Annotated in this window: 15 protein-coding genes; 13 read left to right on the top strand and 2 right to left on the bottom strand. The window is 70.3% G+C overall.

Annotation, left to right across the window (positions count from 1 at the left end):
* Window positions 1–18: 18 nt before the first annotated feature.
* The 9 genes from rsmI to D3P35_RS16610 all read left to right on the top strand — a co-directional run bounded on the left by rsmI (window position 19) and on the right by D3P35_RS16610 (window position 8,080).
* Complete coding sequence (gene rsmI, locus D3P35_RS16570) at window positions 19–921, top strand: 16S rRNA (cytidine(1402)-2'-O)-methyltransferase (protein ID WP_198670663.1); 903 nt, start codon at window positions 19–21, stop codon at window positions 919–921.
* A gap of 95 nt (window positions 922–1,016) precedes the next feature.
* Complete coding sequence (locus D3P35_RS16575) at window positions 1,017–1,469, top strand: YraN family protein (protein ID WP_118135861.1); 453 nt, start codon at window positions 1,017–1,019, stop codon at window positions 1,467–1,469.
* 10 nt (window positions 1,470–1,479) lie between these two features.
* Window positions 1,480–2,088, top strand: a complete 609-nt coding sequence (locus tag D3P35_RS16580) for a BON domain-containing protein (protein WP_118135862.1) — start codon at window positions 1,480–1,482, stop codon at window positions 2,086–2,088.
* Between the two features lie 26 nt (window positions 2,089–2,114).
* The gene (gshB, locus tag D3P35_RS16585) at window positions 2,115–3,056 is read left to right on the top strand and encodes a glutathione synthase (protein ID WP_118135863.1); all 942 of its coding nucleotides are present in this window, start codon (window positions 2,115–2,117) and stop codon (window positions 3,054–3,056) included.
* Between the two features lie 73 nt (window positions 3,057–3,129).
* Entirely contained in the window at window positions 3,130–4,053 is a 924-nt protein-coding gene (locus D3P35_RS16590) for an alpha/beta hydrolase (protein WP_157982182.1), read from the top strand.
* 185 nt (window positions 4,054–4,238) lie between these two features.
* Entirely contained in the window at window positions 4,239–5,255 is a 1,017-nt protein-coding gene (locus D3P35_RS16595; RefSeq protein ID WP_198670664.1) for a TRAP transporter substrate-binding protein, read from the top strand.
* Between the two features lie 70 nt (window positions 5,256–5,325).
* Window positions 5,326–5,862: a TRAP transporter small permease gene (locus tag D3P35_RS16600; RefSeq protein ID WP_232830525.1), complete on the top strand. Its 537-nt coding sequence runs from the start codon at window positions 5,326–5,328 to the stop codon at window positions 5,860–5,862.
* Complete coding sequence (locus D3P35_RS16605; RefSeq protein ID WP_118135865.1) at window positions 5,855–7,150, top strand: TRAP transporter large permease; 1,296 nt, start codon at window positions 5,855–5,857, stop codon at window positions 7,148–7,150. The genes D3P35_RS16600 and D3P35_RS16605 overlap by 8 nt, the downstream gene beginning before the upstream one ends.
* A 57-nt stretch (window positions 7,151–7,207) precedes the next feature.
* Window positions 7,208–8,080, top strand: coding sequence for an NAD(P)-dependent oxidoreductase (locus D3P35_RS16610; protein ID WP_118135866.1), 873 nt, complete (start codon window positions 7,208–7,210; stop codon window positions 8,078–8,080).
* Between the two features lie 129 nt (window positions 8,081–8,209).
* Here the strand turns inward: D3P35_RS16610 and ubiB are convergent, their stop codons facing one another.
* Both ubiB and ubiE read right to left on the bottom strand, forming a co-directional pair.
* The gene (ubiB, locus tag D3P35_RS16615; protein WP_118135867.1) at window positions 8,210–9,742 is read right to left on the bottom strand and encodes a 2-polyprenylphenol 6-hydroxylase; all 1,533 of its coding nucleotides are present in this window, start codon (window positions 9,740–9,742) and stop codon (window positions 8,210–8,212) included.
* Window positions 9,739–10,488: a bifunctional demethylmenaquinone methyltransferase/2-methoxy-6-polyprenyl-1,4-benzoquinol methylase UbiE gene (gene ubiE / locus D3P35_RS16620; protein WP_118135868.1), complete on the bottom strand. Its 750-nt coding sequence runs from the start codon at window positions 10,486–10,488 to the stop codon at window positions 9,739–9,741. Before ubiE ends, ubiB begins: the two co-directional genes overlap by 4 nt.
* 138 nt (window positions 10,489–10,626) lie before the next feature.
* Here ubiE and D3P35_RS16625 point away from each other — a divergent pair, with 138 nt between their 5' ends.
* From D3P35_RS16625 to rpsT, 4 genes are all read left to right on the top strand, one after another.
* Entirely contained in the window at window positions 10,627–11,193 is a 567-nt protein-coding gene (locus tag D3P35_RS16625) for a PH domain-containing protein (RefSeq protein WP_118135869.1), read from the top strand.
* 15 nt (window positions 11,194–11,208) lie between these two features.
* A complete protein-coding gene (gene mutM / locus D3P35_RS16630; protein WP_118135870.1) occupies window positions 11,209–12,075 on the top strand; it encodes a bifunctional DNA-formamidopyrimidine glycosylase/DNA-(apurinic or apyrimidinic site) lyase in 867 nt (288 codons plus the stop codon).
* A 168-nt stretch (window positions 12,076–12,243) separates the two neighbouring features.
* The gene (locus D3P35_RS16635; protein WP_118135871.1) at window positions 12,244–13,020 is read left to right on the top strand and encodes an enoyl-CoA hydratase; all 777 of its coding nucleotides are present in this window, start codon (window positions 12,244–12,246) and stop codon (window positions 13,018–13,020) included.
* 116 nt (window positions 13,021–13,136) lie between these two features.
* Window positions 13,137–13,400 carry a 30S ribosomal protein S20 gene (gene rpsT, locus D3P35_RS16640; protein WP_118135872.1) on the top strand — a complete coding sequence of 88 codons (264 nt, stop codon included), beginning with the start codon at window positions 13,137–13,139 and terminating at the stop codon, window positions 13,398–13,400.
* Window positions 13,401–13,566: the final 166 nt, after the last annotated feature.

A 13,566-nucleotide genomic window follows, 5' to 3' on the forward strand; every position in this document is an offset into this window, starting at 1 on the left:
CAACGACAGGACCGAAAGATGACCGCTTCCGAAGGCGCCACGCCCCCCGCACCCCGCAGCCCGGGGCCGGCCGGCGGCCGGCTGCCGCCGGGCCTCTACCTGGTCGCCACCCCGATCGGCACCGCCGACGATATCACGCTCCGCGCCCTCGACATCCTGGCCCGCGCGGACCTGCTGGCCGCCGAGGACACCCGCCGCGCCCGGCACCTGATGGACATCCACGGCATCCACCTCGCCGGCCGCCGGGTGATACCATACCACGATCACAACGGCCCCGAGCAGCGCCCGCACATCATGGCCCGCCTCGCCGAGGGCGCGGCGGTGGCCTATGTCTCGGACGCGGGCACCCCGCTCATCGCCGACCCCGGCTACCGCCTCGCGCAGGAGGCGATCGCCGCCGGCCACGAGGTGATCGCAGCCCCCGGCGCCTCGGCGGTGCTGGTTGCCCTCACCGTCGCCGGCCTGCCCACCGACCGCTTCCTCTTCGCCGGCTTCCCGCCGGTGAAGGAGGCGGCGCGGGCGCGCTTCCTCGCCGAATTCGCCACCGTGCCGGCGACGCTGGTGTTCTACGAATCCCCCCGCCGCAGCGCCGCCACCCTCGCCGCGATGGCCGAGGCCTTCGGCCCCGACCGCCCCGCCGCCTTCTGCCGCGAACTCACGAAGAAATTCGAGGAGGTGCGCCGCGCCACGCTCGGAGAGCTGGCGCAAGCCCTCGCCGGGGAGCCGGACCCGCGCGGAGAGGTGGTGCTTGTGGTCGGCCCGCCCCTGCCCCGCGAGACCGGGCCGGAAGACCTCGACACCGCCCTGCGCACCGCACTGGAGGAAATGTCGGTGAAGGACGCGGCCCGCATGGTCGCCGAGGCGACCGGCCTGCCGCGCCGCGATGTCTATGCCCGGGCCCTCGCGCTGGCCGGGAAATAGCGGGGACGGTTACCGACTGTTAGACATTGGGCGCGAAACTGGTGATCGGACAGCCTGCCCGGACCGGCTGGAAATACCTGCTCGCGGAGAGTCCGATGCTCGACATGATGCCGTACGAGGCGCCCTCCCTTCCGATGCCGCATCCGGTTCCCGGCGCGCGACCGGCCTGGCCGCGCCCGGCGCGGCGCCGCGGGCTCGCGGCGCGCGAGACCGGCTTCGCCGCGGAGGAGATCGCCGAGCGGCTCTACGACCGCCGTCAGGCCCGGGTGCTCGCCCGGCGCTGGACCTGCCGGGAGGGCGAGCTCGACCTCGTGTGCCGGGACGGCGATGAACTGGTCTTCGTCGAGGTGCGCCAGCGCCGCAGCCACGCGGAGGCGGCCGGGTCCGTCACCCGGGCGAAATGGCGGAGGTTGGAGCGCGCGGCGTTTCGCTATATGATCTCGGAAAATATCGGCATCGACGCCCTGATGCGCTTCGACCTCGTCCTGCTGGACCAGGCGGGCGTGCCGGAGCTGATCGAGAACGCCGGGCAGGACCGAGAGCAGTAACGAGAGACAGATGCGCAAGACCCTGATCCTGGCCGCGGGCCTGGGGCTGTGCGGGTGCACGGCCAATCCGGTGGCGTCGGTGATGCTGCCCACGCTGGGCGTGACCAGCCTGCAGGAGCGCGACACGGTCGACGCGCTGCTCGACACCCAGACCCAGCTGCGCATCAACTTCACCCTGCTGGGCGAGAGCGAGCCGATGTTCACCGCCCTCTCCACCGAGGTCTACGAGGGCCACGTGCTGGTGACCGGGGAGCTGCCCACGGCGGAGGACCGGGCCGAGGCGATCCGGCTGATCTGGACCGTGCCCACCGTGCGCCGGGTGACCGACGCGATCGCCGTCGGCGAGGGCGAGGATGCCGGCGCCTATCTCGACGATGTCCGCATCACCACCGAGCTGCGCAGCCGCCTGCTCACCGACGGCGACGTGCGCTCGCTCAATTTCAATATTGAAACCGTGCGCGGGACCGTCCATCTCATGGGACTGGCAGAGAGCGACCGCGAGCTGGAGCGCGTGGTCTATCATGCCGCCCGCGTGCCGGGGGTGGTGCGCGTGGTCAGCCATGTCTATCTCTACGACGATCCGCAGCGGCGGATGGCGGGAGATCCGGCCTCGTCCTGAGACCGGCAGAGGGGAGTAACTTGCACATGGGCCTGAAGGTCGCCATGCAGATGGACCCGATCGGGCCCATCGACATCAACGCGGACAGCACGTTCCGCATCATGCTCGAAGCCCGGGCCCGCGGGCATGAGCTGTTCTACTACACCCCCGACCGCCTGCAGTGGCGCGAGGGCCGGGTGCTCGCCACCGGCTGGCCCGTCGAGGTGCGCCGCGAGAAGGGCAACCACTACACGCTGGGCGAGGAGATGACCGTCGACCTCGCGGAATGGGACGTGGTCTGGCTGCGCCAGGACCCGCCCTTCGACATGGCCTACATCACCAGCACCCACCTGCTCGACTTCCTCAAGCCCACGACGCTGGTGGTCAACGATCCGTTCTGGGTGCGCAACTTCCCCGAGAAGCTGCTGGTGCTCACCTTCCCCGAGCTCACGCCGCCCACCTGCATCGCCCGCGACCTCGCCGCCCTGCGCGCCTTCCGCGAGGAGCATGGCGACATCATCCTCAAGCCGCTCTACGGCAACGGCGGCGCCGGCATCTTCAAGCTCGGCCGCGACGACCGCAACCTCGCCTCGCTGCACGAGCTGTTCTCCGGCTTCAGCCGCGAGCCGCTGATCGCGCAGAAATACCTGCCCGACGTGGCCAAGGGCGACAAGCGTGTGATCCTCGTCGACGGCGAGGTGATCGGCGCGATCAACCGCGTGCCGCAGGCCGGCGAGACCCGCTCCAACATGCACGTGGGCGGCCGGGCCGAGAAGGTGGCCGTGACCGAGCGCGACCGCGAGATCGGCGCCGCCATCGGCCCGCTGCTGAAGGAGAAGGGCCAGATCTTCGTGGGCATCGACGTGATCGGCGGCATGCTCACCGAGATCAACGTCACCTCCCCCACCGGCATCCAGGAGCTCGAGCGCTTCGACGGCATCAATGCCGCCGCGGCGATGTGGGAGGCCATCGAGGCACGCCGCGCCTGATGCGCGCCCCGTCGCACCCCGGCCCGGACCGCGTTCCCCCCCGGTCGCCTGCCGCGCCGGGGGGGCTCGTGCCATGAGCCTGCGCCTCACCCTGCTGAACTTCGTGCTGCGCGCGGTCGAGAAACCCTACCTCGCCCGCGCCACCGATGTCGCCGCCCTGCGCCGGCAGTTCGACCGCGCGGCCGAGCGCTGGTTCATCCACCCCGAGGGCGCGCGCTATCGCCCCTACCGGCTGGGCGGCGTGAAGGTGCTGGAGGCCTCGCAGGGGCGGGTCGACCGCCGCCGGGTGCTGATCTGGTTCCACGGCGGCGGCTTCTTCCAGGGCAGCCCGGAGACCCATCGCCACCTCGGCGCCGCCCTCTCCGCGCGCTGCGGGGCGCGGGTGATCCTGCCGCGCTACCGGCTCACGCCCGAACACGCCTACCCGGCCGCGCTCGAGGATGCCCGGGCCTGCTACGAGGCCCTGCTGCGCGCCGGCTACGACCCCGCGCATATCGCCTTCGGCGGCGACAGCGCCGGCGGCGGGCTGGCCTTCTCGCTGGTGCTCGACGCCCATGCCCGCGGCCTGCCGGCCCCCGCCTGCGTGGTGGCCTTCTGCCCCTGGACCGATCTCACCCTCTCCTCCGCCAGCCTGCGGCGCAACGCCCGGCGCGACGTGATGCTGCCCTTCACCCGCCTTGCGGAGGTGCGCGACACCTACCTCAACGGAGCCGACCCGCAGGACCCCCTGGTCTCGCCCGCCAGGGCCCGTTTCCCCGAGGGGCCGCCGCCCGCCCTCATCCAGGCCAGCCGGGTGGAGATCCTCGAGGATGACGCCAGCGCCATCGGGGCACGGCTGCAGGCCGCGGGCGGCCTGGTGCGCATGCAGTTCTGGCGCCGCACCTTCCATGTCTGGCAGCTTCTGCAGGGCCGGCTGCAGGAAGCCGACCAGGCCCTCGACCAGGCCGGGGCCTTCCTCGCCCTCCACCTGGGCAAGACGGAGCCGGAGGAGGGCTGACCGCCCGTGGCGGGCCTTTGCCGCGCGTGGTTACACGCCACAAGCCCCCCTGCCGCAGGCCCCGTCACGAGGCCGCGAAAGCCCCGCCCGGCAGGGCGTCGCGCTTGACAGGACGGCCCGCAGCGTGATTACTTAACACGTAATTTGTTATGAAGGACAACGATCCTTCGAGGGAGGAAACGAAGATGATCTGCTTGACGCGAGTGACCCTCGCGGCCGCGCTGGGCCTGTCGGCCTTCGGCGCCCAGGCCGCCGAGGTGGAGTGGCGCCTGTCGCACTGGCTGCCCGCCACGCATCCCATCCAGCCGGACGGTATCGAGCCCTGGGCCGAATCGATCTCGGAGGCCTCCGGCGGCCGGATAAATATCACGATCTTCCCGGCCCAGCAGCTGGGGGCGGCGCCCGACCATTACGACATGGCCCGGGACGGCATCGCCGATGTCACCTACGTGAACCCCGGCTACCAGGCCGGCCGCTTCCCGATCGCCTCGCTGATCGAGATCCCCTTCCAGGTGACCAATGCCACCGACGGTGCCGCGGCCATGCACGAGTGGTACGCGCAGTACGCCGAGCAGGAGATGCCCGACGTCAAGGTGTGCATGATGAACCCGCACGACCCCGGCGCCTTCCACTCCAAGACCCCGATCCACGTGCCGGCCGACGTGAACGGCATGAACGTGCGCCCCGCCAACGCCACCATCGCCCGCTTCGTGAGCCTGCTCGGCGGCTCCTCGGTGCAGGTCTCCGCACCGGAGGCGCGCGAGGCGCTCTCCAAGGGCGTGGCCGACGCGATGACCTTCCCGTGGAACTCGGTCTATCTCTTCGGCATCGACCAGATCCTGCACGAGCACCTCGACATGCCGTTCTACGCCTCGCTGCAGACCCTGCTGATCAGCAAGGCGAGCTACGACGCGCTCGACGATGATCTCAAGACGGTGATCGACGAACATTGCACCCCGGAATGGTCGAAGAAATTCTCCACCGGCTGGGCCGAGTGGGAGGCCGCGGGCCGGCAGAAGATGGTCGACAGCCCCGACCACACGCTCTACGCGCCCACCGACGAGGAGATCGCCCTGTGGCGCGAGGCCGCCGCACCGCTGGTCGACAGCTGGAAGCAGGATGTCACCGCCAAGGGCCATGACGCCGACGCGATCTACCAGAGCTACCAGGACACGCTGGAGAAATACGGCGTGAAATACTGAGCCACGGCCGGGGCGGCCCGCCGCGGCCGCCCCGGCGCCCCCTCCTGCTGCTTGCCCGGGACCTGTCACCGTGACCAGAATCGCCCGCTTCCTCGACACGCTCTCGCGGATGATCGAGGTGCTCGCCGGCCTGATGCTCGCCGCGCTCACCGTGGTGATCGTGGCCTCCGCCATCGGCCGCTACGGCTTCGCCACCCCGATCCCCGACGCCTTCGACTACTCGCGCCTGCTCATCGGCGCCGCCATCACATGGGGCTTCGCCTCGGTGGGGTTTCGCGGCTCGCACATCAAGGTGGACCTCTTCGCGCTGATGCTGTCTCCGAAGGCGCGGCGCTGGGTGGATGTCTTCGCCTGGTGCGTGCTGCTGCTCTTCACCGTGCTCCTGTGCTGGAAGATGTTCGGCCGGGTGGAGACCACCATGGTCAACGGCGAGGGCACCTCCGACCTGCGCATGCCGGTCTGGCCGGTGATGCTGCTGATCTGGGCCGGGGTGGCGGCCGCCATCCTCACCACCACCGCCAAGATCGTGCTGATGGCGATGGGCTACGGCAGCCTCGAGGAGCACGAGAGCATCGACGACGCCGCCGAAGGGGCTTCCTATGAGTGAATCCGATCTCGTCGCCGTGGGCGGCTTCGTGGCGCTGTTCGCGCTCATGGCGCTGCGCGTGCCCATCGGCATCGCGATGGGGCTGGTGGGCGTGGGGGGCTTTGCCTCCGTCGTGGGGTGGAAGCCGGCGCTGGCGCAGCTTGCCTCCTCGCCGATCCGCACGATAACCGACTACAATCTCAGCCTGATCCCGTTCTTCATCCTCATGGGCGTGCTGGCGACCAACTCGGGCATGTCGCGCGAGCTGTTCCGCTCCGGCCATGCCTGGCTGAAGCCGTTTCGCGGCGGGCTGGCGCTGTCGACCATCACCGCCTGCGCGGGCTTCGCGGCGATCTGCGGCTCCTCGGTGGCCACGGCCGCGACGATGACCAAGATCGCCCTGCCCGAGATGCGCCGCTTCGGCTACCCCGACAATGTCGCCACCGGCGTGGTGGCGGCGGGGGGCACGCTGGGCATCCTCATCCCGCCCTCGGTGGTGCTCGCGGTCTACGGCTACATCACCGAGACGGACGTGGGCCAGCTCTTCATCGCCGGCGTGGTGCCGGGGCTGCTGGCGGTGCTGATGTACATGCTCACCGTGCGCATCGCCTACGGCCGGGTGCTGCCGGGCGGCGAGACGTTCGATCTGCGCGAGGCCATCGTCTCGCTCAGGAAGGTCTGGGCGGTGGGGCTGCTGTTCGTCTCCATCATCGGGGTGATCTATCTCGGCATCGCCACGCCCACCGAGGCCGCGGCGGTTGGTGCCCTGCTCACCGGGGTGATCGGGGTGGCGCGCGGCCGGCTGGGCCGGCGCGAGATCATCGCGAGCTGCACCGAGGCGCTGCGCACGTCGGTTGCGATCTACACCATCCTGATCGGGGCGATGCTGTTCGGCTATTTCCTCGCCATCACCCAGACGCCGCAGAAGATCACCGCCTTTCTCGTCGGGCTCGACATGGGCGCCTACGGCACGCTGGCGGTCATCCTGGTGTTCTTCCTGGTGATGGGCTGCATTCTCGACGCGATGGCGATGATCATCCTGCTGGTGCCGATCGTGTTTCCGGTGATCAGCCAACTCGGCTTCGACCCGATCTGGTTCGGCATCATCATCGTGATGACGGTGGAGCTGGGGCTGATCACCCCGCCGGTGGGGATGAATGTCTTCGTGATCAACACGATAGCGAGGGACGTGAGCCTGCCGCGCATCTTCGGCGGCGTGCTGCCCTTCGTGATGACCGACGTGGTGCGGCTGATCCTGCTCATCCTGTTCCCGGCCATCGTGATGTTCCTGCCGATGACGATGAAATAGCCCCCCAGGGGCCGGCGCAGACCGGCCGGGGGCGCACCGCAGGGGAGGGAGAGAGACATGGAAATCGGCTTCATCGGACTGGGCGTGATGGGCGGCGCGATGGCGGGGCACCTGGCCGCCGCCGGCCACCGGGTGCGGGGCTTCGACCTCGCGCCCGGTGCCGCGGAGGCGCGCGGGCTCACGGCGGCAGCGAGTGCGGCGGAGGCGGCGCGCGGGGCGGAGATCGTCTTCACCATGCTGCCGCACGGGGGTGCGGTGCGCGCGGTGGTGGAGGAGAGCCTCGCCGAGGCGACGTCTCCCGGCGCGCTGCTGGTGGACTGCTCCTCCGCCGAGCCGTGGTTGACGCTGGAGACCGCGGCGCTGCTCGGCGCGCGCGGGGTGGGCATGGTCGATGCCCCGGTCTCGGGCGCGGGCTGGGGGGCGGAGGCGGCGGAGCTGGTGTTCATGTGCGGCGGCGGCGCCGAAGACATGGCCCGCATCGCCCCCCTGCTCGACCTCATGGGCAAGCAGACCTTCCACGTGGGCCCCCTCGGCGCCGGGCACGCGATGAAGACCATCAACAACGTGATCACCGCCATGGCCGTGGTCTCGACCACCGAGGCGATGCTGATCGGCAAGGCCTACGGCCTCGTGCCCTCGGTGATGGCGGATGTGCTGAACGTGTCGACCGGGCAGAGCTTCTGGACCACGGAGCGCCTGCACCAGGACGTGCTGAACCGCAAGTTCGAGGACGGGTTCAAGCTGGAGCTGATGCTCAAGGACGTGCGCATCGCCAACCGGCTGGGCCGCGACCAGGGGCTCGACCTGCCGATGCTCTCGCTCGGCGAAAAGCTCTGGGAGCAGGCCGACCGCGACCTCGGGCCGGCGCGCGCGGTCACCGAGATGGTGCGCTGGTGCGAGACCCGCATCGGCGGCGAGCTGCGCGACTGAGGGCGGCGAAAACGGCCTCCTCGCCGGGGCGCAGGCGCCCCACCTCCTCGGCCGCGTGCTCACGCACGGGGGCACGTCACCGGCCGCGCGAGACGGCGGGCGGCGGCAGGACGGTGCGGGCGCGCGCCCTCAGAACGCCGCGACCGCCGCAGCCCCGGCGAGCGCGCCGAGCACCACGCCGCAGGCGGCCCAGGCCCAGCCGGGCACGAGGGGCTTGCTCTCCACGGGGCGCATGTTGCGGTTGGTGCGGATGAGCATCTCCTCGGCCATCTGCGGCAGCAGCGGGCCGAAGCGCGACAGGATGCGGGCGGTGCCGGCGAGGTCGCGCAGCACGGCCTTGGGGCCGAGATTGTCGCGGATGTAGTTCTCCACCACCGGTCGGGCGACCTCCCACATGTTCATGTTGGGATCGAGCGAGCGGCCCACGCCCTCGACCACCACCATCGTGCGCTGCAGGAGGATGAGCTGGGTCTGGGTCTCCATGCCGAAGCGCTCGGTCACGTCGAAGAGATGCGCGAGCAGGCGCGCCATGGAGATGCGCGAGGCGTCCTGGCCGAAGATCGGCTCGCCGATAGAGCGCAGGGCCTGGGCGAACTCGGAGACATCGCGGTCGGCCGGCACGTAGCCCGCCTCGAAATGAACCTCCGCCACGCGGCGGTAGTCCTTCTTGAGGAAGCCCATGAGGATCTCGGCGTAAACCCTTCTGGTGTAAGCGTCGATCCGGCCCATGATGCCGAAGTCGAGCGCGATGATCTCGCCGCCCGGGCCCACCTTCAGGTTGCCCTGGTGCATGTCGGCGTGAAAGAAGCCGTCGCGCAGCGCGTGGTGCAGGAAGGTCTGCACGATGGAGGCGGCGAGGGTCTTCATGTCCTGGCCCTCTGCGACCAGCGCCTCCACGTCGCCCATGTTGGTGCCGCTCACCCATTCGGTGGTGAGCACGCGGCGGGCGGAGAGCGGCCAGATCACCTCGGGCACCCGGAAGGAGGGGTCCTCTGCGGTGTTGGCGCGGAACTCGCCGGCGGCCGAGGCCTCCATGCGCAGGTCCAGCTCGCCCCGCACCACGGAGGCGAAATGCTCGATCACCGCCGTGGGCCGCAGCCGGCGCGAGGAGGGCGAGATCAGCTCCATCATCCGCGCGGCGAAGAAGAAGGCGTCCACGTCGCGGCGGAAGGCGCGCTCGATGCCCGGGCGCAGGATCTTCACCGCCACGGCCCGGCCATCCTCGCGCAGCACGGCGCGATGCACCTGGGCGATGGAGGCGGCGGCGATGGGGGGCGAGAACTCGGAGAACAGCTCCTCGGCCGGGGCGCCGAGCTCGCGGATGATCTCGGCTCGGGCCTCCTCCTCGCCGAAGGGGGGCAGCTTGTCCTGCAGCACGCGCAGGTCATGCGCCATCTTCGGGCCCACCACGTCGGGCCTCGTGGAGAGCACCTGGCCGAACTTGATGTAGGCCGGCCCCAGCGCGGAGAGCGCGCGCACCACCGGCGGCAGGCTCTCGTCGCCCTTAAGGCCCGCCCAGGAGAAGGGGCGGCCGAGCACCCGCGCGGCGACGCGCAGCGCCGGCGGCGCATCCACCGCCTCGAGCGCCTCGCGCATCGCGCCGGTGCGCTCGAAGGTGGCCCCGGTCCGGATCAGCCGCCAGAGACTGGAGACTGCCGTCACAGTTTCCACCCCGAATGCAGCGCGGCGATGCCCATGGAGAGGTTGCGGTAGCGCACCTGTTCGAAGCCCGCCTCGCGGATCATCGCGGCGAAGCTCTCCTGGTCGGGGAAGCGGCGGATCGATTCGACGAGATACTGGTAGCTGTCGCGGTCGCCGGTGATGGCCTTGCCCATCGCCGGGATGGCGTTGAACGAGTAGCGGTCATAGAGCCACTGCAGGCCGGAGACCGGGATCTGGCTGAACTCGAGGCACAGGAAGCGGCCGCCGGGGCGCAGCACCCGGTAGGCCTCCTTCAGCGCGTCGGGAATGCGCGTCACGTTCCGGATGCCGAAGGAGATGGTGTAGGCGTCGAAGCTCGAATCGGGGAAGGGCAGCGCCATCGCGTCGCCGCACACCCAGTCGAGCCGCTCGGCGAGGTCGGCGGCCTCGGCGCGGCGGCGGCCCTCCTCCAGCATGGCGGCGGTCATGTCGCAGATCACCGCCGAGCCGCCCTTGCGGTCGAGGAAGCGGAAGGCGACATCACCGGTGCCGCCGGCCACGTCGAGCAGGCGCATGTCGGGCCGGGGCGCCAGCCAGTCCATCATCGCGTCCTTCCAGATGCGGTGGATGCCCAGCGACATGGCGTCGTTCATCACGTCGTATTTCGAGGCGACGGAGGTGAACACGCCGTGCACGCGGCCGGCCTTCTCGGCCTCCGGCACGGTCTGGAAACCGAAATGGGTGGTGTTTTCGCTGCGCTCGTTCATGCTCGGCCTCTGCCCGTTTCGCGTCTGGACTCCTTATAGGGCTTCGGCGGCGAGACACAATTCCGCTTGGCCGTGCTCCCGGCGGCGTGATGGCGCGGGGCGGGCAGCGACAACGGCACGGGGAGGTGCGTGAGCGGGATGACACTGGCGCTTCTGGCAGCGGCGCTCGCGGCGATCGGCCTTCTGGCCGGGCTCGCGCTCTGGCAGGCCGCGAAGGACCGGGATGCGGCCCCCGCCCCCCTGCCCGGCGGCGGCTTCGAGGCCCGGCCCTCGGCGGCCCTGCTGCCCGTGGCGGCGGCGCTGGCGCTGTCGGGCGTGAGCTTCGCTGCAGGGGCGCTCGGCGGGCGCGGCGCGGGCGAGGCGGCGGTGCTGGGCGGGCTCGCGCTCATCTGCGCGCTCGGGGCGGGGCTCGCCTGGCACCGGCGCGGCCTGCGGCTGCGCTACGACGCGGAGGGGCTCACCCGGCTCTCGCCCGGCGGGCGGCGCGAGCACTGGCCCTGGAGCGCGCTTTGCGATATCCGCATCGAGACACGCCGCCCGGCAAGTGCCCTCGCCCCGACCCGCCAGGCCGCCCTCGTCGCCCGCACACGCGCGGGAGAGACGGTGAGGATCGGCTCCGCGCTGCGCGGCTTCGGGCATCTCGCCGCCCATGCCATCGCCATCGCCGAAGCCTCCGGCACCCGCGCGCCGGACCGCGAGATCTGACAGGACGCCCCCGACATGCCCGAACTTCCCGAGGTCGAAACCGTGCGCCGGGGCCTCGCACCCGTGATGGAGGGCCGCCGGATCCTCGCCGCCGAGGCCCGCCGGCCCGACCTGCGCTGGCCCCTGCCGCCGCGCATGGCCGAGCGCCTCACCGGACAGGTGGTGACCGCACTGCGCCGGCGCTCGAAATACATCCTCGCCGATCTCTCGGGCGGCGAGACGCTGATCATCCACCTCGGCATGTCCGGCCGCATGCTGATCTCCGCCCCGAAGGCCGAACGCGCGGCCCCCGGCGCCTTCCACCATGAGCACCCCGCGCCCGAGAAGCACGACCACGTGGTGCTCGACATGGAGGGGGGCGCGCGCATCACCTTCAACGACGCCCGGCGCTTCGGCGCGATGGACCTCGCCCCCACGGCCGAGGTGGAAGCGCACAAGCTCCTCGCCGGGCTGGGGCCCGAGCCGCTGGGCAACACGTTCGACGCGCCATATCTCGCCGCCCGCCTCGCCGGCCGGCGCATGCCGATGAAGGCCGCCCTGCTCGACCAGCGGCTGGTCTCGGGCCTGGGCAACATCTACGTGTGCGAATCGCTGTGGCGCGCCGGCATCGGGCCGGAGCGGCTCGCGGGCTCGGTGGCGCCCGACCGGCTGGAGCGACTCGTCGCCGCCATCCGCGCCGTGCTGCTCGAGGCGATCGACGCCGGCGGCTCCAGCCTGCGCGACTACCGCCAGGCCGATGGCGATCTGGGATATTTTCAGCACAGTTTCGCAGTTTATGGCCGCGAGGGGCAGCCCTGCCGCACTGCGGGTTGCAACGGAACGGTGAGCCGGATTGTACAATCGGGCCGGTCGAGCTTCTTCTGCCCGGCATGCCAGGTCTAGGCAGGAGCAACCGAGACATATCCCGGGACATTCCCCCCGAAGACACCACCCCCCCGATGTTCCCACAGCGGCGCCGCCCCTCGATCACACTCGACAACATGCGCTTGATCGTCCAGCCTCCCAGCCGGTAAGGACGCGCCCCGGAACATCCACAAAGGAGCCGATCTGATGGCCTATGAAACGCTGATCGTGGAGGTCGCCGACCATATCGGGCTGATCCGCCTGAACCGGCCCGAGGCGCTCAACGCGCTCAACATGCAGCTGCTGGAGGAGCTGGCCGACGTGCTGGCGAGCTTCTCGGGCAACGACAAGGTGCGCGTGGTCATCATCACCGGCTCCGAGAAGGCCTTCGCCGCCGGCGCGGACATCAAGGAGATGTCGGAGAAGAATTTCACCGACATGTTCGAGGCCGACTATTTCACCGGCCCCACCGAGGCGCTGCTGCGCTTCCGCAAGCCGATCATCGCCGCGGTCTCGGGCTACGCGCTCGGCGGCGGCTGCGAGCTGGCGATGATGTGCGACTTCATCATCGCCTCGGACACGGCCAAGTTCGGCCAGCCGGAGATCAACCTCGGCGTGATGGGCGGCATGGGCGGCACCCAGCGCCTCACCCGCTTCGTGGGCAAGTCGAAGGCGATGGAGATGAACCTCACCGGCCGGTTCATGGACGCGGCCGAGGCCGAGCGCTCCGGCCTCGTGAGCCGCGTGGTGCCCGCCAAGGACCTGATGGACGACGCGAAGGCCACCGCGGCCAAGATCGCCGAGAAATCCCTGCTCGCCACCATGGCGGTGAAGGAATCGGTCAACCGCTCCTACGAGACCTCGCTGCGCGAGGGCGTGCTCTTCGAGCGCCGGGTGTTCCACAGCCTGTTCTCCACCGAGGACCAGGCCGAGGGCATGGCCGCCTTCTCCGAGAAGCGCGCGCCGCAGTTCCGCGACCGCTGAGCCGGGCGCGGCGGAGCGGGCGCGAATTTCCGGCCGGAAACCGGTTGACCCGCCTGCCCCCCCTGTGTATAGACGCCGCTCGACAGAATTCACACCCTAGAGAACCGGAATCACTTATGGCCAACTCGCCGTCATCCAAAAAGCGCGCCCGCCAGATTGAGCGCCGGACCGCCGTCAACAAGGCCCGCAAGAGCCGCATCCGCACCTTCATCCGGAAGGTCGAGGAAGCGATTGCCGGCGGTGACCAGGCGGTGGCCCAGGAAGCCCTGCGCACCGCGCAGCCGGAAATCATGCGCGGCGTGACCAAGGGCGTGCTGCACGCCAACACCGCCAGCCGCAAGGTGTCCCGCCTGTCCAGCCGGGTGAAGGCTCTCGCCTGATCCCGACCGGAACAGCCTGAGACGATGTCCAACGCTCCCCTCGCCGGGAGCGTTTGTCATTTCCCTGCCATCGGACTGACATGTTCCGTGTTCGGTCCGGTTGAGATGACCCCCCATCTGGGCTAGGTTTGTCCTACGCAGGGAATCGGAAACAGCCCTTCAAAAC

This window comes from Oceanicella sp. SM1341, from assembly GCF_003448965.1.
In the GTDB taxonomy this organism is placed as follows: domain Bacteria; phylum Pseudomonadota; class Alphaproteobacteria; order Rhodobacterales; family Rhodobacteraceae; genus Paroceanicella.

Coding starts and splice junctions, on each gene's coding strand:
- rsmI (WP_198670663.1), top strand. CDS start 19: ATGACCGCTTCCGAAGGCGCCACGCCCCCCGCACCCCGCAGCCCGGGG.
- D3P35_RS16575 (WP_118135861.1), top strand. CDS start 1,017: ATGCTCGACATGATGCCGTACGAGGCGCCCTCCCTTCCGATGCCGCAT.
- D3P35_RS16580 (WP_118135862.1), top strand. CDS start 1,480: ATGCGCAAGACCCTGATCCTGGCCGCGGGCCTGGGGCTGTGCGGGTGC.
- gshB (WP_118135863.1), top strand. CDS start 2,115: ATGGGCCTGAAGGTCGCCATGCAGATGGACCCGATCGGGCCCATCGAC.
- D3P35_RS16590 (WP_157982182.1), top strand. CDS start 3,130: ATGAGCCTGCGCCTCACCCTGCTGAACTTCGTGCTGCGCGCGGTCGAG.
- D3P35_RS16595 (WP_198670664.1), top strand. CDS start 4,239: ATGATCTGCTTGACGCGAGTGACCCTCGCGGCCGCGCTGGGCCTGTCG.
- D3P35_RS16605 (WP_118135865.1), top strand. CDS start 5,855: ATGAGTGAATCCGATCTCGTCGCCGTGGGCGGCTTCGTGGCGCTGTTC.
- D3P35_RS16610 (WP_118135866.1), top strand. CDS start 7,208: ATGGAAATCGGCTTCATCGGACTGGGCGTGATGGGCGGCGCGATGGCG.
- ubiE (WP_118135868.1), bottom strand. CDS start 10,488: ATGAACGAGCGCAGCGAAAACACCACCCATTTCGGTTTCCAGACCGTG.
- D3P35_RS16625 (WP_118135869.1), top strand. CDS start 10,627: ATGACACTGGCGCTTCTGGCAGCGGCGCTCGCGGCGATCGGCCTTCTG.
- mutM (WP_118135870.1), top strand. CDS start 11,209: ATGCCCGAACTTCCCGAGGTCGAAACCGTGCGCCGGGGCCTCGCACCC.
- D3P35_RS16635 (WP_118135871.1), top strand. CDS start 12,244: ATGGCCTATGAAACGCTGATCGTGGAGGTCGCCGACCATATCGGGCTG.
- rpsT (WP_118135872.1), top strand. CDS start 13,137: ATGGCCAACTCGCCGTCATCCAAAAAGCGCGCCCGCCAGATTGAGCGC.